General features: G+C 56.6%; 26 protein-coding genes. 17 read left to right on the forward strand and 9 right to left on the reverse strand.

Features of this window, described 5'->3' with window-relative positions; genetic code table 11:
• The first annotated feature begins 10 nt into the window (after nt 1-10).
• Entirely contained in the window at nt 11-331 is a 321-nt protein-coding gene (gene grxD / locus ACTG39_RS10905; RefSeq protein ID WP_407346559.1) for a Grx4 family monothiol glutaredoxin, read from the forward strand.
• A gap of 139 nt (nt 332-470) precedes the next feature.
• On the opposite strand, the gene bfr is transcribed toward grxD, so the two are convergent.
• Both bfr and ACTG39_RS10915 read right to left on the reverse strand, forming a co-directional pair.
• A complete protein-coding gene (gene bfr / locus ACTG39_RS10910; RefSeq protein WP_439107590.1) occupies nt 471-956 on the reverse strand; it encodes a bacterioferritin in 486 nt (161 codons plus the stop codon).
• Nucleotides 957-1,174: 218 nt separating this feature from the next.
• Nucleotides 1,175-1,387 carry a bacterioferritin-associated ferredoxin gene (locus ACTG39_RS10915; RefSeq protein WP_439107591.1) on the reverse strand — a complete coding sequence of 71 codons (213 nt, stop codon included), beginning with the start codon at nt 1,385-1,387 and terminating at the stop codon, nt 1,175-1,177.
• Between the two features lie 147 nt (nt 1,388-1,534).
• Between ACTG39_RS10915 and ACTG39_RS10920 the strand changes: the two genes are divergently transcribed.
• The 12 genes from ACTG39_RS10920 (at nt 1,535) to ACTG39_RS10975 (ending at nt 13,290) form a co-directional block, all read left to right on the forward strand.
• A complete protein-coding gene (locus ACTG39_RS10920) occupies nt 1,535-2,809 on the forward strand; it encodes a glutamate-5-semialdehyde dehydrogenase (RefSeq protein ID WP_439107592.1) in 1,275 nt (424 codons plus the stop codon).
• Between the two features lie 20 nt (nt 2,810-2,829).
• A complete protein-coding gene (nadD, locus tag ACTG39_RS10925; RefSeq protein ID WP_439107593.1) occupies nt 2,830-3,486 on the forward strand; it encodes a nicotinate-nucleotide adenylyltransferase in 657 nt (218 codons plus the stop codon).
• Between the two features lie 64 nt (nt 3,487-3,550).
• Nucleotides 3,551-3,913, forward strand: coding sequence for a ribosome silencing factor (rsfS, locus tag ACTG39_RS10930; protein WP_439107594.1), 363 nt, complete (start codon nt 3,551-3,553; stop codon nt 3,911-3,913).
• A complete protein-coding gene (gene rlmH / locus ACTG39_RS10935) occupies nt 3,913-4,383 on the forward strand; it encodes a 23S rRNA (pseudouridine(1915)-N(3))-methyltransferase RlmH (RefSeq protein WP_439107595.1) in 471 nt (156 codons plus the stop codon). Before rsfS ends, rlmH begins: the two co-directional genes overlap by 1 nt.
• A gap of 27 nt (nt 4,384-4,410) precedes the next feature.
• Nucleotides 4,411-6,252, forward strand: a complete 1,842-nt coding sequence (gene mrdA, locus ACTG39_RS10940; RefSeq protein WP_439107596.1) for a penicillin-binding protein 2 — start codon at nt 4,411-4,413, stop codon at nt 6,250-6,252.
• On the forward strand, nt 6,252-7,391 hold the full coding sequence (gene rodA / locus ACTG39_RS10945; protein WP_439107597.1) for a rod shape-determining protein RodA: 1,140 nt from the start codon (nt 6,252-6,254) through the stop codon (nt 7,389-7,391). The genes mrdA and rodA overlap by 1 nt, the downstream gene beginning before the upstream one ends.
• Nucleotides 7,392-7,436: 45 nt before the next feature.
• Nucleotides 7,437-8,546, forward strand: a complete 1,110-nt coding sequence (gene mltB / locus ACTG39_RS10950; protein ID WP_439107598.1) for a lytic murein transglycosylase B — start codon at nt 7,437-7,439, stop codon at nt 8,544-8,546.
• Nucleotides 8,543-9,337, forward strand: coding sequence for a septal ring lytic transglycosylase RlpA family protein (locus ACTG39_RS10955; protein ID WP_439107599.1), 795 nt, complete (start codon nt 8,543-8,545; stop codon nt 9,335-9,337). The genes mltB and ACTG39_RS10955 overlap by 4 nt, the downstream gene beginning before the upstream one ends.
• A 109-nt stretch (nt 9,338-9,446) precedes the next feature.
• Nucleotides 9,447-10,634, forward strand: coding sequence for a D-alanyl-D-alanine carboxypeptidase family protein (locus ACTG39_RS10960; protein WP_439107600.1), 1,188 nt, complete (start codon nt 9,447-9,449; stop codon nt 10,632-10,634).
• Nucleotides 10,627-10,926: a YbeD family protein gene (locus ACTG39_RS10965; protein ID WP_439107601.1), complete on the forward strand. Its 300-nt coding sequence runs from the start codon at nt 10,627-10,629 to the stop codon at nt 10,924-10,926. The genes ACTG39_RS10960 and ACTG39_RS10965 overlap by 8 nt, the downstream gene beginning before the upstream one ends.
• Nucleotides 10,923-11,555 (forward strand): lipoyl(octanoyl) transferase LipB, encoded by a 633-nt coding sequence (gene lipB / locus ACTG39_RS10970; protein ID WP_439107602.1) that lies wholly within the window; start codon nt 10,923-10,925, stop codon nt 11,553-11,555. The genes ACTG39_RS10965 and lipB overlap by 4 nt, the downstream gene beginning before the upstream one ends.
• 151 nt (nt 11,556-11,706) lie before the next feature.
• Entirely contained in the window at nt 11,707-13,290 is a 1,584-nt protein-coding gene (locus tag ACTG39_RS10975) for a peptide chain release factor 3 (RefSeq protein ID WP_439107603.1), read from the forward strand.
• A gap of 37 nt (nt 13,291-13,327) precedes the next feature.
• On the opposite strand, the gene ACTG39_RS10980 is transcribed toward ACTG39_RS10975, so the two are convergent.
• Together ACTG39_RS10980 and ACTG39_RS10985 are read right to left on the reverse strand one after the other, a co-directional pair.
• The gene (locus tag ACTG39_RS10980; RefSeq protein ID WP_439107604.1) at nt 13,328-13,810 is read right to left on the reverse strand and encodes a glutathione peroxidase; all 483 of its coding nucleotides are present in this window, start codon (nt 13,808-13,810) and stop codon (nt 13,328-13,330) included.
• An 89-nt stretch (nt 13,811-13,899) separates the two neighbouring features.
• Nucleotides 13,900-15,078, reverse strand: coding sequence for a fatty acid desaturase (locus tag ACTG39_RS10985; RefSeq protein WP_439107605.1), 1,179 nt, complete (start codon nt 15,076-15,078; stop codon nt 13,900-13,902).
• Between the two features lie 75 nt (nt 15,079-15,153).
• Here ACTG39_RS10985 and ACTG39_RS10990 point away from each other — a divergent pair, with 75 nt between their 5' ends.
• Nucleotides 15,154-16,506 (forward strand): MATE family efflux transporter, encoded by a 1,353-nt coding sequence (locus ACTG39_RS10990; RefSeq protein WP_439107606.1) that lies wholly within the window; start codon nt 15,154-15,156, stop codon nt 16,504-16,506.
• Here ACTG39_RS10990 and ACTG39_RS10995 read toward each other — a convergent pair.
• The 5 genes from ACTG39_RS10995 to ACTG39_RS11015 all read right to left on the reverse strand — a co-directional run bounded on the left by ACTG39_RS10995 (nt 16,439) and on the right by ACTG39_RS11015 (nt 22,052).
• Complete coding sequence (locus ACTG39_RS10995) at nt 16,439-17,308, reverse strand: endonuclease/exonuclease/phosphatase family protein (protein ID WP_439107607.1); 870 nt, start codon at nt 17,306-17,308, stop codon at nt 16,439-16,441. The two genes, ACTG39_RS10990 and ACTG39_RS10995, sit on opposite strands and share 68 nt — an antisense overlap.
• 19 nt (nt 17,309-17,327) lie before the next feature.
• Nucleotides 17,328-18,674: a glutamine synthetase family protein gene (locus ACTG39_RS11000; RefSeq protein WP_439107608.1), complete on the reverse strand. Its 1,347-nt coding sequence runs from the start codon at nt 18,672-18,674 to the stop codon at nt 17,328-17,330.
• Between the two features lie 96 nt (nt 18,675-18,770).
• On the reverse strand, nt 18,771-19,616 hold the full coding sequence (locus ACTG39_RS11005) for a helix-turn-helix domain-containing protein (protein ID WP_439107609.1): 846 nt from the start codon (nt 19,614-19,616) through the stop codon (nt 18,771-18,773).
• 107 nt (nt 19,617-19,723) lie between these two features.
• On the reverse strand, nt 19,724-20,287 hold the full coding sequence (locus ACTG39_RS11010) for a lytic transglycosylase domain-containing protein (protein WP_439107610.1): 564 nt from the start codon (nt 20,285-20,287) through the stop codon (nt 19,724-19,726).
• 49 nt (nt 20,288-20,336) lie between these two features.
• Nucleotides 20,337-22,052, reverse strand: a complete 1,716-nt coding sequence (locus ACTG39_RS11015; protein WP_439107611.1) for a proline--tRNA ligase — start codon at nt 22,050-22,052, stop codon at nt 20,337-20,339.
• Between the two features lie 444 nt (nt 22,053-22,496).
• On the opposite strand from ACTG39_RS11015, the gene ACTG39_RS11020 reads away from it, so the two are divergent.
• From ACTG39_RS11020 to aspS, 3 genes are all read left to right on the forward strand, one after another.
• Nucleotides 22,497-22,919, forward strand: coding sequence for an HU family DNA-binding protein (locus ACTG39_RS11020; RefSeq protein ID WP_439107612.1), 423 nt, complete (start codon nt 22,497-22,499; stop codon nt 22,917-22,919).
• Between the two features lie 262 nt (nt 22,920-23,181).
• Nucleotides 23,182-23,472, forward strand: a complete 291-nt coding sequence (locus ACTG39_RS11025; RefSeq protein ID WP_439107613.1) for an FmdB family zinc ribbon protein — start codon at nt 23,182-23,184, stop codon at nt 23,470-23,472.
• Nucleotides 23,473-23,526: 54 nt separating this feature from the next.
• A partial coding sequence (aspS, locus tag ACTG39_RS11030; RefSeq protein WP_439107614.1) for an aspartate--tRNA ligase occupies nt 23,527-24,980 on the forward strand: 1,454 nt, incomplete at its 3' end.

Consider the following 24,980-nt stretch of genomic DNA (forward strand, 5'->3'; position numbering starts at 1 on the left):
AATCTACAGCATGGACGTAATGGAGCAAATCAAGGAGCAGGTAGAGCAAAATCAGGTGCTTCTTTACATGAAGGGCTCACCGAATCAGCCGCAGTGTGGTTTTTCTGCACGCGTTGTCCAGGCACTGATGGCCTGCGGACAGCGTTTTGCCTATGTCGACATTCTCAGTAATCCCGAGATTCGATCGAATCTACCGACCTATGCCAACTGGCCGACGTTTCCTCAGCTGTGGGTCAAGGGCGAACTAATTGGCGGCTGCGATATCGTCACCGAGATGCACGAAAAGGGCGAGCTTGAGCCTCTGGTACGTGAGGCCTCGGAGGCCGCGTAACGTTATCGGCAGCTCTTGTAACGGCTGCCGCACTGCATGTCAGCGATCTCTGCAGGGCCCAAGGGCCCTGCTTTGTTTTTTTACACCGGTTGTTACATCTGGGTTTGCATCCGGGTTCTTTCCCAGGGAATCAGATACATCAGGCGACGGGCTTCACCGTATTCATTGCGGTTTGCAGATAGTTCTGTGTGCCCAACTTGTCGATGAGGCTTAGCTGAGTTTCCAGCCAGTCAACGTGTTCTTCCTCGGCGTTAAGAATACTTACCACCAGATCTCGTGACACGTAGTCACCGACACTCTCACAATAAGCCGCGGCATCTTTTAAGTCTTTGTGGGCGATGTGTTCGAGCTTGAGATCACACTCCATCATTTCCTGCGTGTTTTCGCCAATCATCAGTCGGCCGAGATCCTGCAGGTTGGGCAGCCCCTCCAGAAACAATATCCGCTCGACCAGTTGGTCTGCGTGCTTCATTTCATCGATAGACTCGTGGTACTCGTGATCCGCGAGCTCTACGAGCCCCCAGTCTTTGTACATGCGCGCGTGAAGAAAGTACTGATTGATCGCGACAAGTTCGTTACCAAGAATGCGATTGAGATGTTCGATGACTGTTGGATCACCTTTCACTGGACGGACTCCTTTACTTTTCAAAATGCAGATGTTGTCCGCGCGAATCCATTTAGATGGATCACCGGGCAACGAAGCTAAATAAAATTGTGGCGCTGTGTCGACGCACCGATTCAGACGGCGAAAGTGTAGCGGCTTGCTATGTGTCCCTACCAGCTAAATTGCTGATAACACAAATGAAACGTATTCCGAATTAGCTCTTGGATTTGGATTACGTGCTAGGCCGGAGAGGCCGCAGAATAGAACAAGGAGCTGGGCATGGGTGCTTGCGCCGGGGCGTCTTCAAGAAGACTGAGTGCATGGTCTGTACAGCTTCCACATTGGCTTGCCACGCCGAGCTCGTCTCGAAGCAATTGCAGAGAGTTGGCTCCCCCGGCCACGGCGGAGCGAATCTGCTTCTCAGTGATGCCGTTGCAGATGCACACGTACATGCTGTTCCTGCTCTATAAAATGACTGAAGATATTAACGTAATTTAAATGAGAATAGTTGTCAATACTATTTGCAGCACGCGTTCTTGAACGGTATTGATCGCTTCGGCTCAGGTATAATTTTCCCTTTGAATGATGAGATCAGTTTCATGAACGCAGTAACCCCCGAGGATATCAGCGTGGAAATACGCGATATGGCCCTCGCTGGCCGTGCTGCGGCGCGGCAGTTGCTGGCGTCGGCCACCGATGCCCGCAACACAGCGCTACTTGCCGCGGCTGATATTTTGCAGGAGCGCCGAGATGCACTGCGCAAAGCCAATGCGCTGGATATGCAGCGCGCGCGGGAGAATACGCTGGACACAGCTCTCCTCGACCGGCTCGAGCTTACAGACGGCCGCATCGATGACATGCTGGATGGACTGAGGCAGGTCGCCGCGTTGCCGGACCCGGTGGGGGAGATCAGCGAGATGCGCACCCGGCCCAGCGGAATCAGGGTCGGCAAAATGCGGGTCCCCCTGGGCGTCATCGGCATTATTTATGAATCCAGACCCAATGTCACCGCAGACGCGGCGAGTTTGTGTCTCAAGTCTGGCAATGCGGTGATTCTTCGGGGAGGCTCCGAAGCACTCAATTCAAATGCCGTCATTGCCGAGGCGATGGCTGATGGTCTCGCTGCGGCGGGCCTGGATGCGGCGGCGGTGCAGCTTGTTCAGACCCGGGACCGTGCGGCCGTCGGCGCCTTACTGGGCCTCGAGGGTTTGATTGATGTGGTAATCCCTCGCGGCGGTAAGAGCCTGGTAGAGCGAGTAAGTAAGGAAGCCCGGGTGCCGGTTATCAAGCACCTTGATGGTGTGTGCCATGTGTACATAGACGCTGGCGCAGACGCAGACATGGCGCAGGCTATTGCGGTAAACGCCAAGACTCAACGCTACGGCACCTGTAACACCATGGAAACCCTGCTCGTTCACCAGCAGGAGGCCCCATCGCTTTTACCTCAACTGGCCAGCGCTTATCAGAACGCCGGCGTAGAGCTGCGAGGTTGCGAAATTACCCTGGGTTATGTGCAAGGTGCCACCCCTGCCACCGAAGCGGATTGGGATACGGAGTATCTGGGCCCCATACTGTCTGTCCGTGTGGTTGATGATATGGATGCAGCAATGGCCCATATTGCGCGCTACGGCTCGGGCCACACCGAGGCTATTGTGACTGCGGATTATCATCGCTCACAGCGCTTTCTTCGGGAGGTGGACTCGGCGTCGGTCATGGTCAATGCCTCCACCCGATTTGCTGATGGCTTCGAATACGGTTTAGGTGCAGAGATTGGTATATCTACGGATAAGCTCCATGCTCGAGGTCCCGTGGGGCTAGAGGGGCTAACCTCGCAAAAGTATGTCGTGCTGGGTGACGGACAGATTCGCAGTTGATCGAGTCTTCGAGTAAACCCTTGTCTGAATTGCCGTCCGGCGCCGTCGCGGTTTTTGGCGGCACTTTCAACCCGATTCATTTTGGCCACTTGCGCTCGGCAGTAGAACTGCTGGAGGCACTTCCTCTGGCTCAGCTGCGGTTCATGCCTGCCAGTGAGCCTCCCCATCGAGAGTCGCCGGATGTCGCTGCCGAGGATCGTGCGGCTATGGTTGAGCTCGCCATTGCCGGGGAGTCGCGATTTGTCTGCGACAGACGTGAGCTCAATCGTGTGGGTCCTTCCTATAGTGTGGATAGCCTTCAGGAGATTAGATCGGAGCTCGGTGAGCAACGAGGCGTCTGTTTGGTCATGGGCTGTGATGCCCTATTGGGTTTACCCAAGTGGCATCGCTGGGAGGAGCTTCTGAATCTTGCGCACTTGGTGATCATGGCGCGCCCCGGCTGGGTTTTGCCCGTGGATGGCACGCTGGGTGAATTACTTCGTGATCACGCAGGAAGGGGCGAAGATCTTGAAGGGGAGCCGGCAGGGAGGGTAGTTACCCAGACCCTGCGCCCTCAGGATATCTCGGCCACAAATATTCGCGCCCTGTTACAATCGGGGTTTTCCGCACGCTACCTTCTGCCAGAAAGCGTGCTCGCATACATCGCCGAGCGTAGTCTCTACGCAAAGCAGGAGTAACGGGCCTATCACCCCTAAAGACAAAGCAACAAGTAATTCCCCGGCGCTGTCAGCGCAGGAGCTCATGAATCTGGTTAGCGAAGCGCTGGACGACCTCAAAGGCGTTAACCAGGTAAGCCTGGATGTGCGTGAACTCAGCAATGTGATGGACTACCTGGTCATCTGCAGTGGCACGTCCAGCCGGCACGTGAAGTCCCTGGCAGACAATGTTTCGCGCATGGCCAAGGCTGCCGGACACATGCCTATGGGTGTGGAGGGCGAGGACGCTGGAGAGTGGGTGCTGGTAGATCTGGGCGATGTAGTCGTGCATGTCATGCAGCCCGCGACCCGCGATTTTTACGATCTTGAGCGCCTTTGGGTGGCAGAGTCGCCGGCCGAGGGTGGCAGTGTATGGGGTAGCGACAACTCGGATAGCGACCCGGACTGATGCGCGTCAATGTGCACTCGGTAGCCGGCAAAATGCCGCGCTGGGTCGACACAGCCGTCGCTGAATACGAAAAACGCCTCCCTCGAGAACTCAAACTACACTGGCGAGAAGTACCCCTCGCTGCGCGGAGCACTAATTCCAACGCCGAGCAGTTAAAAGAGCGTGAGGGCGCAGCGATGCTTAAAGGCGTGAGCTCCTCGGATCATTGTGTGGCGCTGGATGGTCGGGGTAAGCCCTGGACCACGGAAGAACTGGCAAAACAAATGGAGCAGTGGATGATGCAGGGACAGGATCTTAGCCTGCTCATCGGCGGCCCGGATGGTCTGTCGGACGCCTGTCTTGCGGCGTCTAAACAGCGCTGGTCCCTGGGGCCGCTGACCCTACCCCATCCGCTGGTGAGAGTGGTTTTAGCCGAGCAGCTGTATCGTGCTTGGACAATCACCATCGGTCACCCCTATCATCGACCCTGATCCCTGCGTCGTCTTTGACAAGGACCCATGGCTTCCCGCGTAGTTCTTAAAGATACCCAACGCGAACAGCGCATTTTTGGCGCCCGCAGTCTGGTGGCTCTGGGATTTGTCATGGCGCTGCTCGGTGTGCTGCTGGCACGTTACTACAGCCTGCAGATAAGCGAGTTCGAAGCCTACAGCACGGCCTCGGAGCGCAACCGCGTGCAGCTTCAGCCACTGCCACCCAAGCGCGGTCTGATTTACGATCGTAACGGTGTACTGTTGGCGGACAATCGCCCCAGCTACACCCTGTCACTAATTCTGGAGCGCGTTGATGACCTCGATGCCACCCTGGCCAGTCTCCGGGAGCTGGTGGTCATCGAAGAAAGCGACCTTGAGAAGTTTCATAGCCGCGCCCGTCAGCGCAGACCCTACGATCCGGTGCCCCTGCGCTTTCGTCTCAATGATGTCGAGCAAGCCTACCTTGCAGTGAATCGTCACCGCTTGCCGGGCGTCACCGTGCAGGCACAGTTGCAACGCTATTACCCCCATGGAGAACTCTTCGCCCACGCTCTGGGGTACGTAGGGCGTATCAATGTTCAGGATATGGAGAGTATCGATCAGGCGGATTATCGCGGAACCCTCCATATCGGCAAAATAGGCATTGAGCGACGCTACGAAGATCAGTTGCACGGCACCGTGGGTTACCAAACGGTAGAAACTAATGCCCATGGTCGCGTGTTGCGGGTGCTGGAGCGCTTTGATCCCAGTCCCGGTGAGGATCTGATTCTGCATCTTGATTATGAGTTGCAGCGCGTCGCTCACGAGCAGCTTGCTGGACGCCGGGGTGCGGTGGTGGCCATCGATCCGCTGACCGGAGGTGTTCTGGCCATGGTCAGCACACCATCCTTTGATAGCAACCTGTTCGTCAACGGCATCAGCAGCCGCAATTACAATGCGCTTCGGGACTCGCCGGACGTACCGCTGTTTAATCGCACGGTCCAGGGGCAGTATCCGCCAGGTTCCACAGTCAAGCCGATGATCGCCATGGCGGGTCTTGAGGCGGGTTTAATCGATCCGCAGTTTACGGTGCCGGACCCCGGCTGGTATCGCTTACCGGGTGACCGACGTCGCTATCGGGATTGGATTTTGCGCATTCGCGGCACGGGTCATGCTCCTGAAGTAGATTTAAAAATGGCGCTGGCGGAGTCCTGCGATGTCTACTTTTATGACCTCGCGCGCCGTCTCACGGTGGATGGGATCCACGACTACCTTGATCACTATGGTCTGGGGCATCGCACGGGTATCGATACCACCGCAGAGCGCCCGGGGGTGCTGCCCTCCACCGCCTGGAAGCGGGCAAACTTAAGCCAGGCCTGGTATCCGGGAGAAACCCTGAGTGTGGGTATTGGGCAGGGGTATATGTTGGCAACACCGCTGCAGCTGGCGGTAGCGACCTCGGTGCTTGCCACCCGCGGCGAACATCGCGAGCCGCGGTTGGTGCAATGGCTGGGTGACGAAGCTCTGGAAGCTCCCATGGTGGATCCCCTCATTGCCGACGGCGCAAACTGGGATGCGGTCGTTGAAGGGATGCGCGAAGTCGTCCATGGGCGCCGAGGCACTGCCAAAGCCATCGCCAAAGGCATGGATTACGAGATGGCGGGCAAAACGGGTACAGCGCAGGTGATCGGCATCGCACAGGATGCGGTTTACAACGAAGACGAGATCGATGAGCGGCATCGTAACCACGGTCTGTTTATCGCCTTTGCGCCCCTGGAGGCGCCCACGATAGCCGTCGCTGTAATTGTTGAGAACGGTGGAGGCAGCAGCGCCGCTTATCCCATTGCCCGGGCGGTAGTCGACGCCTGGCTCCAGCGGGAGCCCAGCTAGTGTCCGAATACGTCCGTCAGATGCCCGAAAATGTGGGCCCCTTGACCCGACCCCCGGGACTGGCGAGGAAGATGCACGTTGATACATCACTACTGGTGTTGTTGCTGATTCTCACAGTCTATGGACTGTTTGTGCTCTACAGCGCATCAGGACAAAGCATGGATGCGGTAGTACGTCAGGGCCGCTATTTCGTGCTGGCCTATGTGGTGATGTTTGCCATGGCGCAGTTTAGTCCGGTGCGTTGGTCGCGCTGGTCGCCCTGGGGTTATTTACTGGGGGTCGCACTACTGACCGCGGTGGCGTTCGCGGGTGTGGGTGCTAAAGGAGCGCAGCGATGGCTGGACCTGGGAGACTTTCGTTTTCAGCCCTCGGAGATCATGAAGCTCGCGGTGCCGATGACTATTGCCTGGTACCTCGGTGCCCGCGTTTTGCCGCCAGCGCCGCGCCATGTCGTCGTATGCCTGTTGCTCATCGCGATCCCCTGCGGATTGATTATTCGGCAGCCCGACCTTGGCACTTCATTGTTGATTGGTGCTTCGGGTTTGTTTGGGATTTTTATGGCCGGCATTAGCTGGCGGTTTATTTTCGGCACAGGTCTCGTGGGTATTCTGTCTGCCTGGCCGGCCTGGATTTTCATGCTGGAGGATTATCAGAAGCAGAGGATCCTCACCTTGCTCAATCCAGAGAGCGATAAGCTTGGGGCGGGGTGGAATATTATTCAGTCCAAAACGGCTATCGGTTCCGGCGGTTGGTCCGGAAAAGGCTGGACGCAGGGCACCCAGTCACAGCTGGATTTTCTCCCCGAAAGCCACACCGATTTCATTATTGCGGTGCTCGCCGAAGAGTTCGGACTGCAGGGTGTTTTACTGTTGTTGAGCCTGTACCTGTTAATCTTATTCAGGGCATTCTGGATCGGAGTAAAGGCACAAAGTAGCTACGGTCGCATCCTTTGCGGGAGTATTACGCTGACTTTCTTTGTCTACATCTTTGTTAACATGGGAATGGTCGCAGGATTGCTTCCCGTAGTAGGTGTACCGCTGCCGCTGGTCAGCGCGGGGGGCACATCAGTCGTCACTCTCATGGCTGGGTTTGGCCTGTTGATGGCAGTCAGCACCGAAAAGCGCGTGGTTGGGCAATAAGCTTTGGCCCGCAGAACATGCAGCATCATTGGCAGAGCATAACGCATGATATTTGAAGGTTTTTTTACCCGGAGCAAACGGTTTTCTCAGGACTTGGGGACCCAGTTAGCTATTACCTCAACTGCGCAGCAATCAGCTGCGGGAGAAGCGCTCACAAAAGCGCGGGCCAAGCGTTCATGGTTAAGTCTGCGCAGGGGCTTACTCGCAGCCCTGATCGTAGCGGCACCCGCGCAAGCGGATTACTCCGAGCATCCCGGTGCTCAGGCGCTGATAGACGAGATGGTCGCTGAGCACGGATTCTCTAAAGAAGAGCTGCAGTCAATTTTTGTGGGCGCAGAGCGCCAGCAGAGTATTCTGGATGCGATCTCGCGCCCGGCAGAAAAGACCAAGCCCTGGTATGAATATCGTGAGATTTTTTTAACGGAGCGTCGCGAACGTGAAGGGGTCGAGTTTTTTCGCGAGCATCGTGAGGCTCTGTCTCGAGCACAGGCAGAAACCGGCGTCCCTGCGGAAGTCATCGTTGCCATTATCGGCGTCGAGACCTACTACGGTCGCATTGCCGGAAGCTACGACGTGATAGATGCGCTGTCGACCCTGGCTTTTGATTACCCCAAACGCTCCAAGTTTTTCACCAGCGAGCTCAAGAACTTTTTGCTGCTGTCCCGGGAACAGGGTATGGATCCCATGAGCCTTAAGGGCTCCTACGCGGGTGCCATGGGCTACGGGCAGTTTATGCCCAGCAGCTATCGCGCTTACGCCATCGATTTCGATGGTGACGAGCTTGCTGATATCTGGAGCAACCCCACGGATGCTATTGGCAGCGTCGCGAACTATCTCGCCAAGCACGGCTGGCGTGCGGGAGAGCCCGTTGTCAGTGCGGCCATAGCGGCTGAAACCACTCCAGAAGATGCCTACGGCGGAGGCCTTAAGCCGACACGGTCCGTAGGAGCCTTTATGGAGATGGGTGTATCTCCCGAGCAACAGCTTGATCCGGAGGCCATGGCTACGTTCATGCGATTTGAGCTCGCCGATGGCTATGAGTACTGGATGGGCTTGCAGAATCTCTATGTGATTACTCGCTATAACCATTCCGCAATGTACGCAATGAGCGTGTTTTTGCTCAGTCAGCAGATTGCCGCAGGCGTACAGGGGTGACCCGACGTGGTTTAGCACTTTTGCTTGCCCTAAGCGCGATCACGGCTCTATACGGCTGCTCCAGTTCTGATCCCAAGGTCGCCTGGGAGGGTGACGGCGCGCCCATCGCGGATCTGGACCCGGAGGCCGTTGCCGATGCTGTGCCCAGACCCGATCCGATACTTCGCGCGGGGAATACATCTCCCTACAGCATTGACGGCGTGGAGTATCATGTTCTGGATAGTGCCGAAGGTTACAGTGAAAAGGGTATTGCCAGCTGGTATGGGACCAAGTTCCACGGCAATAAAACGGCCAACGGCGAGGTCTATGACCTGTATCTGGCCACCGCTGCCCACCGAAGTCTGCCTATACCCAGCTATGCCACAGTCACTAACACCTGGAATGGTCGACAGATCGTGGTGCGGATTAATGACCGGGGTCCCTTTCACCCGGATCGATTGATTGATTTGAGCTACGCCGCAGCAGTAAAGCTGGGTTTTGCCGATAAGGGAACGACCGACGTTCTGGTGGAGACCATCACCCTGGCCGGTATTGATGATTTGCGTGACAGCGAAACGGGCGAGTATCGCTATCTCCAGTTAGGTGCTTTTGCGAACCCTGCTACAGCCAACAATCTTCGTGAAGCGGTGGCTGAACAGGTAAGCGCTCCCGTAAGCGTTACACCGGTGGATGTGGGCGGACAGCGTCTCAATCGGGTGCGCGTTGGTCCTGTGGCCGATGGCGCTCAGCTCCGTCGTCTCCGTGATTTGCTCATGAGTCGGGGATACTCCCCGGGTCTGGCTTTACCATGATCGACCGCCCTGGGGATCGCTATCCCCGTGCATTTTTTTCATTGTGATTTTTCAGCCACCTAAGCTTGCGGTACCATGCGTCGCCTTTCGAGATCCTGACCTGACACTTATGCCATATTCTCTTCGTTTTTCTTTCTTGTTTGCGGGTAGTTTGGCCCTGGCGCTTACGCTGGTCAGCGGATCGCTGTCCGCGCAGAACATTGTGCCTGCTGCGCCCGAGGTGGCTGCTCGCGCTTACCTTCTGGTGGACGCCAATAGTGGTGCGGTCCTGGTAGAGTCCAATGCCGATGAGCAGCTGCCTCCAGCGAGTCTCACAAAACTCATGACGGCCTATGTACTGGCGTCGGAGATTGATGCGGGTCGGGTCACCCGAGACGACCAGGTCACGGTCAGCCGTAATGCTTGGTCCCAGAACCCCGTGTTCAATGGGTCGTCGCTCATGTGGATTGAGCCGCGCATGCCCGTAACTATCGGACAGTTGGAGCAAGGGGTTGTTATCTCTTCAGGGAATGATGCGACGGTAGCGATAGCCGAGCATATTGCGGGCAGCGAGGCGGCCTTCGCTGATTTGATGAACAAGCACGCTGCAGAGTTGGGCCTTTACGGAACGTACTTTGCCAATTCCCATGGCTTACCGCACCCTCAGCACCTGACTACGGCCAGGGACCTTGCGACGCTCGCCAAGGCCATAATCACGCGCTTTCCCGAGCACTATAAGGTCTACAGCCAGCGCGAATACACCTACAACGACATCAAACAATACAACCGCAACAAACTCCTTGGCGAGGACCCGTCGGTGGATGGTTTAAAAACCGGCTACACCCGCGAAGCCGGTTATGGACTGGTCGCATCGGCCGAGCGTAATGGTATGCGGCTGATCTCGGTGGTCATGGGTACGGACAGCGCTCGTGCTCGCGCCAGGGAGACCCGCAGCCTGCTGAATTACGGATTCCGGTTCTACGAAACTGATGTGATGGTCGCCGGTGCCGAGGAACTGGAAAAGCCGCGAGTCTGGAAGGGCGAGCTTGATTACGTAGCGGTGGGCATAGCGGATGATGTGGTCCTCACCTTGCCCAGAGGCAAGCGCAGCGACATTCAAAGAGATCTCGTATTAATGGATCCCATTACGGCGCCCCTTGCCTTGGGCGATGCAGTGGGTGAATTGACCCTTACCCTTGATGGCGAAGTGCTGCAGCAAATTCCTCTGGTCGCTCTGGAGCCCGTGGAGCCCGCCGGGTTTTTTGCGCGGATTTGGGACATGATTCTTATGTGGTTAGCGAAGCTATTTGGTGGCTGAGTTAATCACAGGCAAGCAGGGGTCGGAGGGCGAGGAGCCGCCGAAGATAGAGTTTCCCTGTGATTATCCGGTGAAAGTACTGGGGAGAAACGTCACGGAGTTTCGACCGCTGGTGCTGGAGATTTTTGAGCGTCATGCGCCGGGTTTTGATCAATCAACCATCACCGTACGGGATAGTCGCAAGGGCAACTTTCTGTCCATGACCATCATCATCACCGCTACCGGACCGGAGCAGCTGGAGTCTATTCACCAGGATCTTCGCGCGACGGGTATCGTGCAAATGGTGCTGTGAGCCCTGAACCCTTGAGCACGCTGCGCATTCGCCGTCTCGGAGAATGCGATTATCAGCAAACACTGGACGATATGCGCAGCTTTACCGATGCGCGCAGCTCCGAAACTCCCGACGAACTTTGGTTACTTCAGCATCCTGCGGTATTTACCCAAGGGCTTGCGGGGCGCGAGGAGCATTTGCTGGCCCCCGGCGATATTCCCGTGATTCAGGTGGACCGTGGCGGGCAAGTGACTTACCACGGCCCGGGGCAATGGGTGGTCTATTTGCTCATCGATTTGCGACGCAGGCACATGGGTGTGCGAGCGCTGGTGGATCTGATCGAGCAATCGCTTGTCGCGACTCTGGATAGCTTTGGCATTGCGGCGGCTCCTGACCCCCAGGCCCCCGGGGTTTACGTGGATAGCCGAAAAATCGCCTCTCTGGGTTTGCGAGTGCGCCGCGGCTGTAGCTATCACGGCCTTTCACTTAACAGCAATATGGACCTTGAACCCTTTACGCGGATCAATCCCTGCGGTTACGAGGGGCTGGAGGTCACGTCGCTGAGAGCACTGCTGGGAGACGATTGCCCCTCCATGGAACGCATAGGAGAGGTGTTACTGGAGACTCTCGAAAATTCACTACAGCACTAAGGTCCCGGGTCATTAGCGGATTCTGCGGGTGAATTAGGGGCTGCATAGGCTATCCGTTAGAATGCGCCGCAAAGTGGCGCGCTCCATTGAGGGGCGGTCAGAGTCATTTCACCCATAGTTACTTAACTGAGTACAAATCAGGACGCTCGAAATGCAGGATGGCGATTTTCTTCAACAAGTTGCGCAGCGCAGAACCTTCGCCATCATCTCCCACCCGGATGCGGGCAAAACTACGATCACCGAGAAGCTTTTGCTGTTGGGTAGTGCGATCTCCGTAGCCGGCAGTGTCAAAGGTAAAAAAGGCCCCCATGCCACGTCCGACTGGATGAGCATGGAGCAGGAACGAGGCATTTCCGTGACCTCATCGGTGATGCAGTTCCCCTACCATGACCGCATTGTGAATCTTCTGGACACTCCCGGCCACGAAGATTTCTCCGAGGATACCTACCGAACCCTCACCGCCGTGGACTCGGCGCTCATGGTTATTGACGGAGCGAAAGGCGTGGAGGATCGCACCATCAAGCTCATGAATGTGTGTCGTTTGCGCGACACGCCGATCATCAGCTTTGTAAACAAGCTCGATCGCCCGACCCGAGACCCCATTGAGCTGCTTGATGAGATAGAAGAGGTGCTGGGAATTGCCGCGGCGCCCGTGAACTGGCCCATGGGTATGGGTGAGCACTTCCTCGGTGTGTACAACCTTTACACCGACACCCTCCACTGCTTTGAGCGGGGCCACAACGCTGTGCTGCCCCCGGACACTCGCATTCAGGGTCTGGAGTCAGACGAGGCTCGGGAGTTACTCGGTGACGAATACGACGATTTCGTGGAAGAGATTGAGCTCGTCAAGGGTGCAAGTCATGAGTTCGAGCTGGATAAGTTCCTTGCGGGTAAGCTGTCACCGGTGTTCTTTGGCACTGCTCTGGGCAACTTTGGTGTGCGGGAAATGCTCGACAACTTTGTGGAGTGGGCGCCGCCGCCGCAGGGTCGCGGCAGTAATGAGCGTGAGGTCGAGGCGGGGGAGAGCACCTTCAGCGGCTTTGTTTTTAAGATACAGGCCAACATGGACCCCCGACACCGTGATCGCATAGCGTTCATGCGCGTCTGCTCCGGTCGATACGAGAAGGGTATGAAGATGCGCCACGTGCGCATGGCCAAGGACATTAAGATAGCCGATGCCGTCACCTTTAAAGCCGGCGAGCGCGTGCTGGTAGAAGAAGCTATCGCCGGCGACATCATTGGTTTGCACAATCACGGCACGATTCAGATCGGCGACACATTTACCGATGGAGAGAGTCTCGGCTTTACAGGGATTCCGCACTTTGCACCGGAATTGTTTCGACGTATTCGCCTGCGCGACCCCATGAAGTCGAAACAGTTACAAAAGGGTCTGCAGCAATTGTCTGAGGAGGGCTCAACCCAGGTCTTCGCACCCATCAGCTCAACCGATCTTATCGTCGGCGCTGTGGGACAGCTGCAGTTCGATGTGGTCGCCTATCGACTGCAGGATGAGTACAAAGTCGAGGCCATGTACGAGCCCATCAACGTGTACACCGCACGGTGGGTGTACTGCGATGACGAGCGGAAGCTCGAAGAGTTTCGAAAGAAAGCTGCCGACCAGCTGTCTATAGATGGCGGTGGATTCTTGAGCTATCTAGCCCCCACCCGGGTCAATCTCGCCTTAATGGAAGAGCGCTGGCCGGATATTCAGTTCCGTGCGACGCGAGAGCACTAACTCTCGTGGCAGGGCTGGTTCTTACAGCTGCTGGATCTTATAAAAGCGCCTGAATATCTGAGGCAATGGCCTCGGGCTTTGTCGTGGGGGAGTAACGCTTGACGACGTCACCGGCGCGGTTCACAAGAAACTTGGTGAAGTTCCATTTGATGCGCTGACTGCCCAGAGCGCCGGGAGCCGCCTGTTTGAGGTGCGCAAACAGCGGATCAGCGTCGCCGCCATTGACGTCGATTTTCCCGAACATGGGGAAGCTCACCCCATAATTCAGCTGGCAGAATTCCTGAATCTCGTCGTTGCTGCCAGGGTCCTGGCTACCAAACTGATTGCAGGGGAACCCTAAGATAGTGAAGCCCTGATCCTTGTACTCTTCGTAAACTGACTCCAGTCCCGCAAACTGCGGCGTAAAGCCACACTTCGACGCGGTGTTAACAATCAACAGAACCTGACCACGGTAGTCTTCGAGAGACTTCGCATTGCCCTGCTTGTCCTGGGGCGCAAAGCCGTAAATGCCATCGCTCATACCATTACCTCTCAGCTGCGACTCCTCATGGGAGTCAGCGTGGATTTGATTATCTAGCCGACACTATACGCGGCAGGCAATGGCTTCGATCAACCCGCAAGGGGTTGCAGCTGCCATTGATTGAGTAGAGTCCGTACTCGCTTTCGTTGCACCCTCAAAGAAAACTCCAGCTCACGAAACTGGCTCACCAGTGCCGCTTGCTCCCAGCGCTCCTGAAGCTGCTGGTAGCGTTCTGCCATGGCGCCTTCGAGCTGCTCACGATGTCGCTCATAGCGGGACGCCTGCAGTTGTTTCCATTGATTAACGGAGTCTGTGAAGAGCTGATATTCGCGCTCGAGGATAGCGCTCAGAGCGCTTTCTTCCTGGCGGGCTGCGAAGTCCTGGGCGCGCTTAAACTGCATGTCCAAGAGCGCACGCTGGATGCGAAAATCCGGCACGCGTTGCAAATCCTCCGCAAGACCCAGCTTTTCAAGTCCTGCAATCATCCACTTGGTGGGATCCCACTGATACCAGCGGATTCCATTGCGGTAGTCCTTTTGAAAAATATGGTGGTAGTTGTGATAGCCCTCGCCGTAGGTGAGGAACGCCAGGAAGCCATTGTCTCTTGCGCTATTTTCTTCGGTATAAGGACGTGTTCCCCAGAAGTGCGCGAGGGAATTAATGAAGAAAGTGACGTGGTGATTCACCACAAGGCGCAGCAGTCCTACCAGCAACACCGTGCCGATAACATCACCCAGTGCCAAACCCAGAAGGATAGGCACACCAAGATTCATGAATGTGGTGATAGCTATGTAATGTTTGTGCTGCCACATGACGATGGGATCGCGCATTAAATCCTGCGCATTGCTGAAATCTTCGCCATTGGTGGCATACTCTCGAAGCATCCAACCCATGTGGCTGAACCAGAGCCCTCTGCCCGCGGAGTAGGGGTCTTCCTCATTATCATCTACATGACGATGGTGGCGACGATGGTCGGAGGCCCAAACAAGGATGCTGTTTTGCAGTGCGCCGGCGCCCCAAAGGGCAAACCAGAGGCGAACGGTCCAATGGGCCTTGTAAGCCTTATGGGCCCAGAGACGGTGAAAACCGCCCGTGATAGACAGGCCGTTAAGATATAAAAATACCACTGCCCAAACCCACTGGGTGGCAGTGAATCCGGCGTACATGCCCCAAAGAGGCACTAGAATAGCGGCCAAAATGGGGAAGCCAACAAAGATTACGGCGTTGATGCGGATCAGTGGCGGTTTAGGAGATTGTTCTTTCATCATGCGGGTGCCTAATTTACGAGCGGCGATTTTAACGGTATCGGCGCCCGAAGTCTTGACCCATAAAAAGGATATGTTTTGAGCGTTCCGGTATTCCTTCGCGGCTCGACCATGCGCCATGTGCTGGTGATGACCGGCGCGTCGTCCATTGGCCTCATTGCCATGTTCACCGTGGACGTTGTGGACATGTTCTTCATCACGCTGCTGGGCGAGCAGCGCCTCGTCGCGGCGGTGGGCTTTGCCGGCACCTTACTGTACTTCATGCTTTCTTTGGGCATCGGGCTGCAGATCGCGCTGGGTGCCCTGGTGGCGCGGGCCGAGGGCAATCAGGATAGGGCCTTGGCGGGCCGCTATTGCAGCTCTGTGCTTTGGTTCAATGCGCTGACGGTGGGTCTTGTGGCTGCCTTGGCCTGGGTTTGGTTGCCGGAGCTATTGCAGTTGTTGGGCGCCTCGGGTGATACGCTGAATTACGCTTTGGCATACAGTCGTATCCAGCTCCCCGCCGTGCCCTTACTGGTATTGGGCATGAGCCTGGCATCGGGATTGCGGGCGGTGGGTGATGCAAGACACAGTATGTTTGCCACCCTTGCCGGCGCCGGCACCAATGCTGTTTTGGACCCTATCCTGATCTTTTATTTTGGCCTGGGCATAGAAGGGGCAGCCTGGGCCTCGGTGGCTGCCCGCGTAGTGGTGGTGACTTATGCCGCCTACATGCTGTTTGCGAAGCACCGTTTGCCAAGCCGAGTATCGCCCTCAATGGTGGCGGCCGATGCGCCAGCAATCATGCTCATTGCAGTACCGGCCGTGCTTACCAATCTCGCAACCCCGCTCGGCAATAGTCTCGTGCTGCGCATGATGTCTCAGTTTGGTGATAGCGCTGTTGCAGCGACGGCGGTTATGGGGCGCCTGGCGCCCCTGGCTTTTGCCGTAGTTTTTGCGGTGTCTGGCGCCGTCGGCCCGATTGTCGGGCAAAACGCTGGAGCCTGTCGCTACGATCGCGTGCGGCAAACCCTGCTGGATGCCTCCAAGTTTGTGGTGGCTTATGTTGCCGTGGCCTGGGTGATTCTATGGCTCGCTTCGGATTTTATTATTGCCACTTTTACAGTCAGCGAGCTCGCTGCGGACTTGTTGAGCTTTTACATTCACTTTTTGGTCGGTGCCTTCGCCTTCAATGGCTTGTTGTTTGTGGCCAATGCCAGTTTCAATAACCTCCACCGGGCCTATCTGGCTACCCTGTTCAACTATGCCAAGGTTTTTCTGGGGGTAGTGCCCGCCGCTTATCTCGGAGCCAGCTTGTACGGTGCACGAGGGCTCATGATTGGCGAGGTACTCGGCGCGTCTCTCTTCGGCGTTTTGGGTATGTTCAGCGCACTTGCGCTGGTGAAACGCCTGCAGCGTGACTATCCGCCCCTTGATCAGCAGCTGTCGTGAGTACCAGACTTGCGGCGATAGGATGGTGATCTGAGCGCGTGGTGGGGAATGCCCCCCTCGCTACGGCCCGTAAACCCCGCAGGAATATGGTATCCACGGCGGAGCCAACATGTCGGCTTCGCCAGTCCAATTCAAACTCCACCTCAACGAGCGCCATCCTCTGCGCCCAGCGCTTAAGCGTGGCCGCACGCCAGGGATTCCAGTGATTGAAATCTCCGGCAATGATCACGGGGCCGGAGTGAGCGTTTAACATTGGGCTCAATGTGGTGAGCTGCTTACCGTAATCGTCAGCTGTCATGGTGAAGTTAATGGCGTGCAGATTGATCAGCAGCAACGCGGCCTCGTGAAATGCCAGGCGTACAACGCTCACTGCCTTTGGCGTCCCCAGCCAGGGCTCCACAAATTGCAGCTCGCAAATCACGTTCGCAGGAAACTCACTGCGAATTTCCACGCCGGTCGCTTCGCTTCCCCGTGCATAACCGGGACTAAAGTAACGGTAGGGCGACGAATTCGTTTTTTCAGCGACACCTCGCAGAGACTCCTGGAGGAGGATGAGGTGGGCATTGCGAGACAGGCGCCGCAGCTCATCGTCTGCGCCCGGCAGATCAAACTTCATAATGTTCCAACTACGCACGCGCAGGGGAACGGGAATCTTGATTTGAGACGCCGGCGGAGAGAGCCGCAGGGCATTCGCACAGCTGTCGATGTTTTTGTGGACGGGGGCGCTGTAGCCGGGAATGCTAAGCAGCATGGCAGCGATAAAAATACTGTGCAGAGAGAAGATCCGGAGCCTGAGAGCCATACTCCCAGTATAGCCCTGGCTAGAGCTTTTCTACGTAGGCGTGATACTCAAGGCTGGTGATATGGCGTTGGAACTCAGCCAGTTCCTGCGCCTTTGTAAGGCCAAAGTTGCGCTGCATTTCCGGGCCCAAGGCGGTGCTCACAAAGCTGGATTCGCCAAACAGGCGCAGCGCATCTTGCATATAAATAGGTAGCTCCTCGGCATCCAGCTGGCTGTAGCCGTCGCCACTGATGGGTGCTTTGGGAGTGAGGTTTCGTTCTATGCCATCCAGCGCGGCGGCGAGAATAACCGCGAACACCAAATAGGGGTTTGCATCAGCCCCTGCGACCCGATGTTCCAGTCGACGTGCTTTGCTACTGCCAGCGGGGACCCGCACGGCAACGGTTCGGTTCTCATAACCCCAGTTTGGGGTGGTGGGCGCATGGCTGCCTTTCTGGAAGCGGCGATAGGCATTAAAACTCGGGGCGAAGATGGCAAAGGAGTCGGCCATATGCTGTAAACACCCACCGATGGCGTGGCGAAGTTTGGGAGTGCCGAACTCTGTTCCATCGTCAAAAACGTTTTTCCCTTCGCGATCGATAACGCTGCAGTGCACGTGCAGACCATTGCCCGCTTCGTCCGCAAAAGGTTTGGGCATAAAGCTGGCGACAAGGCCGTGCTGCTGGGCGATTTCCTTGATGGCGCGCTTCATCATGAGAATCTGGCGCGCCGCGAGCACAGGGTTGTCCACGTGCTGCATGTTTATTTCGTATTGCGAGGGCGCTGATTCTTTGACCACGCCATCAAAGGGCAGGCTTTGTAAACAGCAGGCGCGATGGATTTGTTCGAGCATGGCGTGGTTTTGCTGCAACACATCAAGCCCGTAGAGGTTGCCGCCAATGGGCTCTCCACGATAGGGCTTTTCTCCGCTGTGCTTGGGGTGCTTGCCATCCCATTTTACGAGACTGAATTCCAGTTCTGCAGCGACTACCGGCCGCCAGCCTCTTGCGTGATAGCGTGCTACGACGCGCTTTAAAACCTGGCGAGGGTCGCCGAGATAGCCGGGGCCGCCAGGACGAAACATCGAGAGCATGAGCTGGCCGTGGCGTCCGTTGGGGGACCAGGGGGTTGGCAGCAGCGAACCCTCTATGGGGAGGCACACGCCGTCCTCATCACCGGTGGCAAACACCAGTTCTTCAACGTCGCGACCCCAGATATCGAGAGCCAGAGCGGTCTTGGGAAACTTCAGTTCCCCCTTATAGACCTTGGCCAGCTTGTTCCGCGGCAGCCATTTACCCCTGAGAACGCCATTACTGTCGGGCAGTAGCGCTTCTATCATCGAAACCTTGGGATAGGCGCGAAGGAACCAGTCTACTTCCAGCGCCATAAGATAATTTTCCCGTGTTAGAGAATCCCCAGACCGCACTATTCCTAGGTCGAGCGCATCAGGCAATACCCCACTTTGGGCACGCCGAGACCTAAACTATGCGGGACCCATGTAAATCGTGAGGGGGTCTTCGCCCGCAGCCTCTCCCAGGCAGGACATGGTGTTGAGGAATAGGGAGAAGAGGTCGGTCTGTGAGTTTACGTCCAGCTTTCGATAGATGCTCTTGCGGTGGCGACGCACGGTCTCCCTCGCAATAGACAATCTGTCAGCGGTCGTGTCGGTTCCGTAACCCCTGAGCATTAATTCCAGCACGCCTTTCTCCCTTGGGGAAAGGAGAGAGGTGCCAAAGGTTCGAAACGCCAAATCAATCTGATGGTCGATGCCCGGCTGAATAAGATTCTCCACGGCGAAGGCGTCAAACTCACTGTGGATTCGCAAAAGCTCCGACACAGGGTCAGCCAGAGAATAGAGCAGTTGATACTCCTCTTCGCTGAACGCACCCTGTTCGGGCAAGCGCATCATCGATATGTTGATGACGCTGCCACCCTGAAGCTGGGATAAAAAAATGGCTTCGTCTACCGTGCCTGTATCGCTGTAATAATCGTTGTAATAGCTTGAGGACTCGAGCCGCCCCGCCGTGAGCCGAGAGAGCAGGTAAATACGGTTTTTGGGTCGGTTGATAGACGCCTGAAAAAACGGGTCCTCACGATAGGGGCCTTCGAGATAGGCATCAATCTGGGAGGCCACCGCCGCGGGAGGTATCTCGTGGTAAAGCACGCTCGGCGGCAGATCTCGGTGGTAGAGCCAGACCTGGGGGTAGGCGATGGGCACTCGCTCACGAACCGCGGCGATGAGCGCCGGGAAAAATTCATCGCGACCCAAGGCACCCACGGCGCGAGCCAGGTCGCGATTCCACTCACTCAGTAAGCTCAGTGTGTCCATGCTAGCGGAGATACTCCGTGTATTTCACAAAACGCGACAGTGTTGCCGAGAGTTCAAGATTGGAGAGTTGTCAAAGTTTGTTGCGGCCGCTGTGCCATGTCAAACACCTAGTCGCTCCAGTCAAGATAGCCAGTACGCCAATGCTGCCGCCACACAAGCTCGACTTTATCGCTGTACACCCGTCGGCCACTACTACCATTGTAGGCTGCGAGCGCTCGCGGCAGGTTCCCATTCTCCCGCTGAAGATAAAACTGCAGGATGCGGCAGCCATAGTCGAGATTGGTGAGATTGTCCGTCAGGTTATCGTCCGGTCGTCCAATCTCGTCCTTCCAAAACGGCATGACCTGCATGAGTCCCTGAGCGCCCACGCGCGACACTGCAAAACGGTCGAAGTGGCTCTCTACCTCAATCACAGACAGCACCAGCTCCGGCGCGAGGGAGCTGCGGGTTGCTGCGGCATGAATCTGACGTAGTAATTGCAGTCGGCTATCAGGATCTGGTACGTAGCGAGCGAGTCTAGCGCTCATATCTACCAGCCAGACTTCGGCATCGAAGCGATCGTCAAAGCTTTCGCTCTCGGCAATATTCGATTCCAGGAACTGTCGCAGGGCTTCCCGCTCGGCATCGTCGGTCGACAATGCATCCTGGGCAGCGAGGCTCCCCGCGGCCATCAGGGCCAGGGCGCCGCAGGCAAAAACCAGTCCTCGAAGGATGGGGATCTCAGGCCTCCGTGCGTAGCAGGCTGGCTATGAAATCCATAGCACCGGCCAGTGGCACACGCTGCGCCTCAGCGTCTCGGCGTCCCTGATATTCAATCTCGCCGTCGCCCAGCGCGCGGTCACCGATGACTACGCGGTGAGGTATTCCCAAAAGCTCCATGTCTGCAAACTTCACGCCCGGGCGCTCGTTGCGGTCATCCATTAACACCTCGATGCCGCGTTCCTGGCACTGGGCATAGAGCGCTTCTGCCGCTTCTGCCACGGCGGCGGATTTGTGCATATTCAAAGGCACTATAGCGAGCTGAAATGGAGTCATTGCAGCGGGCCAGATGATGCCGCGCTCGTCGTGGTTCTGCTCGATGGCTGCGGCGACGATGCGGCTGACGCCAATGCCGTAACAGCCCATGCTGACCGTCACATTACGCCCGGTTTCATCGAGTACTTTGGCATTCATGGCGTCGCTGTACTTGGTGCCCAGCTGGAAAATATGCCCTACCTCAATACCGCGACGTATCTGCAAAGTGCCCTTGCCATCGGGAGAGGGGTCTCCAGAGATCACGCTGCGCAAGTCGGCACACTGGTAATCGCTGATATCTCGATCCCAGTTGGCGCCGTCATAGTGCTCGTCGGGGCTGTTGGCGCCGCAGCAGAAATCCGCGCACGCTGCGGCGCTGAAGTCTGCGATGATCGGTATGGTCAGACCTACGGGGCCAATGGAGCCAAAGCCCGCGCCGCAGGCCTCCGTGGCCTCCTCTTCGCTTGCCATCCTCAAGGGTGAGGCCACCAGGGGATGTTTCTCCGCTTTGATGGTGTTGAGTTCGTGATCGCCGCGAACAACCAGAGCGACGAGTCCTCCCTCTGCGCCCTCGACCAGCAGGGTCTTCGCCGTGCGCTCGGCAGCCATGTCCATGGCCGCGCAAAGGTCGGCGATCGTTTTTACCCCGGGCGTGGCAACTTTGCTCAGCTCCATAGTGGGCGCGGGTCGCAAATCACTCTGATCCAGCGTTTCTGCGCGTTCGACGTTAGCCGCGTAGTCGCTGCCGTCGCTAAAGGCGATGGCGTCTTCGCCCGAGTCCGCCAATACGTGAAATTCGTGTGAGGTGTTACCGCCGATGCTGCCGCTGTCTGCCATGACGGGGCGAAAATCGAGTCCGAGCCGCTCAAAGATGGTGCTGTAGGCGCGGTGCATGACCTGGTACGTGGCTTCCAGAGATGTCTGGTCTGCGTGGAATGAATAGGCATCCTTCATCAGGAACTCCCGCGCACGCATCACCCCAAAACGGGGGCGAATCTCGTCACGAACCTTGTTTTGAATCTGATACAGGTTGAGAGGCAGCTGCTTATAGCTGCTGATTTCACTGCGTACGATATCGGTGATCACCTCTTCGTGTGTAGGACCGAGGCAAAAGTCGCGCTTGTGACGGTCCTGAATCCGCAGTAGCTCCGGACCGTACTGCTCCCAGCGGCCAGATTCTTCCCAAAGCTCTCCAGGCTGCACCATGGACATGGCGAGCTCCAGGGCGCCCGCTGCGTCCATTTCCTCGCGCACGACGCGCTCGACTTTACGCAGCACCTTGAGCCCCATGGGCATCCAGGTATACAGGCCGGAAGACAGCTTTCGAATAAGGCCTGCGCGGAGCATGAGTCGGTGACTGACGATCTCTGCATCTGCGGGGGTTTCTTTGTGCGTAGTGATGAGAAACTCGCTACTGCGCATTGGGTTTTTCCTTGTTCCTTTGATGGTGGGGGAGTGTAAGTCGCAATCGCGCGGTGGTACAGATACCAATCACAGGACTTTACAGCGAAGGCGCTGACAGATTTGTCGCGAATACCTAAAAAAATAGGGTTTTTTTGCCGTGCATCGCGATAAACGCTTGTATTATAGGGTCGAGTGATTTATACATGTCGTCAAGTTGTGATTGACGCTTTCCACACAGTGTCTTTGGTGTGTTTCAAAGTTTGTGTGTCAGCCAAATCATGGCTTGTATGCCCAGGTCATTAAATGGAGAAACGCGACGTTTTTTCTGGCTAAGCTCCTGTCTCGGGGTGTATCAGTGATAGTTGTCAGATCACCGATTCATGCCCTGGCTTTCGGACCCCGGCAGAAAGTGCGTCGTATTGTGAAACGTAAAACCCTTAAAATTAAGGAAGGTTCATAAACATGGCGACACGTAAAGCAGCAGCAAAGAAAGCACCGGCCAAGAAAAAAGCAGTAGCCAAAAAGGCACCTGCTAAGAAAGCCGCAGCTCCCGTCAAAAAAGCAGCACCCGCACTCAAAGCAAAAATGACCAAGACTCAGGTCCTGGCCAGCATTGCCGAGAGCACAGGCCTGTCCAAGAAGCAGGTGGGTGACGTGATGACTGAGCTTGAAACACTGATCGAGCGCAGCGTTAAGAAGCGTTCGGTAGGTGAGTTCACACTGCCTGGCCTTATGAAGATCACCACCGTGAAGAAGCCTGCCGTCAAGGCGCGCAAGGGCATCAATCCCTTCACCGGTGAAGAGACTATGTTCAAAGCCAAGCCTGCGAGCGTGGCCGTCAAGGTACGTCCTCTCAAGAAGATGAAGGAATTCGCCCAGTCCTGATTCAGGCGGGTAAGCGTCTCCCGGAGGCGCTTTTTTCCTTATCGAGAGTGTAGTTTGAGGCCATCCAGCGTTTAAAAGGCGAGGGATGGCTTCTTCGTATCCCCGTCGTCCGATTTTCAGGGTCGACGTTTTTCCATTGGTTCGCTTCGCGAGCTGAGGTAGAATCCGCGCCGCTTTTTAAAAAGCCTCCAGCCAAAGGGCCGGTGGCTCAAGACGGCCCCATCCGCCGGCGATAGGCCTTTGCGATGGAAGGATTACTACAATGCCCATATATGAATATCAGTGCACTGAATGCGGAGCGCTCCATGAGGCACTTCGCAAAATCAGCGATCCGCCTCTGACCGATTGCCCGGCCTGCGGCAAGTCAGCGCTGCGTAAAAAGGTCTCTGCTGCCGCCTTCAGGTTGGCAGGTAGCGGTTGGTATGAGACTGACTTCAAGAGCGGAAACAAGAAGAATCTTGCAGGTGACAGCGCCGATACGGGCGCCAAGAAAGAAGCGATCGCAGAAAAACCCGCCAAAGCGGATACCAGTAGTGGCAGCTCGGCTGCCTGATGATTGCCTGCAACGCAGCACGCGTGCAATCCAACCCCGAATATAGGAACCACCATGCGCAGCCAAAACTGCGGCCTTCTCAGAAGCGCCGATATTGACGAGACCGTAACACTCTGTGGCTGGGTGGACCGGCGCCGGGATCACGGCGGCGTGATTTTTCTGGACCTGCGCGATCGTGACGGCATTGTCCAGGTGGTCTTTGACCCCGACACCGAAGAGCACTTTGCAACGGCAGACCGTGTGCGTAGTGAATATGTGCTGAAGGTCAGTGGTCGAGTGCGGGCGCGAAGTGAAGCCACGGTGAACCCGAGCATGGCGACGGGCGAGATCGAGGTGCTGGGTAAGGAAATCGAGGTATTGAATACAGCCGCGACCCCCCCTTTTCAGCTCGACGAGCACACCGCCGTGGGCGAGGAAGTCCGTCTGCGCTATCGCTATATGGATTTGCGTCGTCCCGAGATGCAGCAGCGTCTGCGGCTGCGCTCACAGGTAACCGATGCAGTGCGTCGTTTTCTCCATGAAGAGGCCTTTCTGGATATCGAAACGCCCATTCTGACGCGCGCAACCCCTGAGGGTGCGCGAGACTATTTGGTGCCCAGCCGAACCCATCCGGGGCAGTTCTTTGCGTTGCCTCAGTCGCCGCAGCTCTTCAAGCAGCTTTTGATGGTGTCGGGCTTTGATCGTTACTACCAGATCGCCAAGTGCTTCCGTGATGAAGACCTTCGCGCCGATCGTCAGCCCGAGTTTACCCAGATCGACATCGAAACCTCGTTTATGGACGAGGCGGGGATCATGGATATCACCGAGCGCATGGTGCGCGAGCTGTTTCAGTCCGTGCTGGGCGTCGACCTGCCGAGCTTTCCGCACATGACCTGGGCTGAGGCGATGGAGCGTTTTGGCTCCGATAAGCCAGACCTGCGAATTCCTTTGGAACTCGTATCCGTAGACGATTTGATGCAGCAGGTGGACTTTAAGGTCTTTCGCGGCCCGGCAGATGACCCTCTTGGTCGGGTGGCCGCGCTCAAAGTACCGGGTGGATCATCTATCTCACGCAAAGAAATCGATGATTACACGCGCTATGTGAGTAACTACGGTGCCCGAGGACTGGCCTGGATCAAGGTCAATGACCTTGCCGCTGGTGTCGAAGGCCTGCAATCGCCAATTCTCAAGTTTATGCCGGATGACGTTGTCGCCGCCATGATGGAGCGCCTCGACGCTGCTAATGGCGACATTATTTTCTTTGGTGCCGATCGCGCAGGTATCGTGAATGAAGCCCTGGGTGCCCTGCGTATTAAGGTAGGTACCGATCAGGGTCTGGTCAGCGAAGGCTGGGCGCCCCTCTGGGTGGTTGATTTCCCCATGTTTGAGGACGACGGAAACGGCGGCTGGACACCACTGCATCATCCGTTTACCGCCCCGGCCTGTGATTTGGCGACGCTCAGTCAGCACCCCGGTGAGGCACTATCGCGCGCTTATGACATGGTGCTCAACGGCACCGAGTTGGGTGG

It is taken from the genome of Congregibacter sp., from assembly GCF_965662665.1.
Taxonomy (GTDB): Bacteria; Pseudomonadota; Gammaproteobacteria; order Pseudomonadales; family Halieaceae; genus Congregibacter.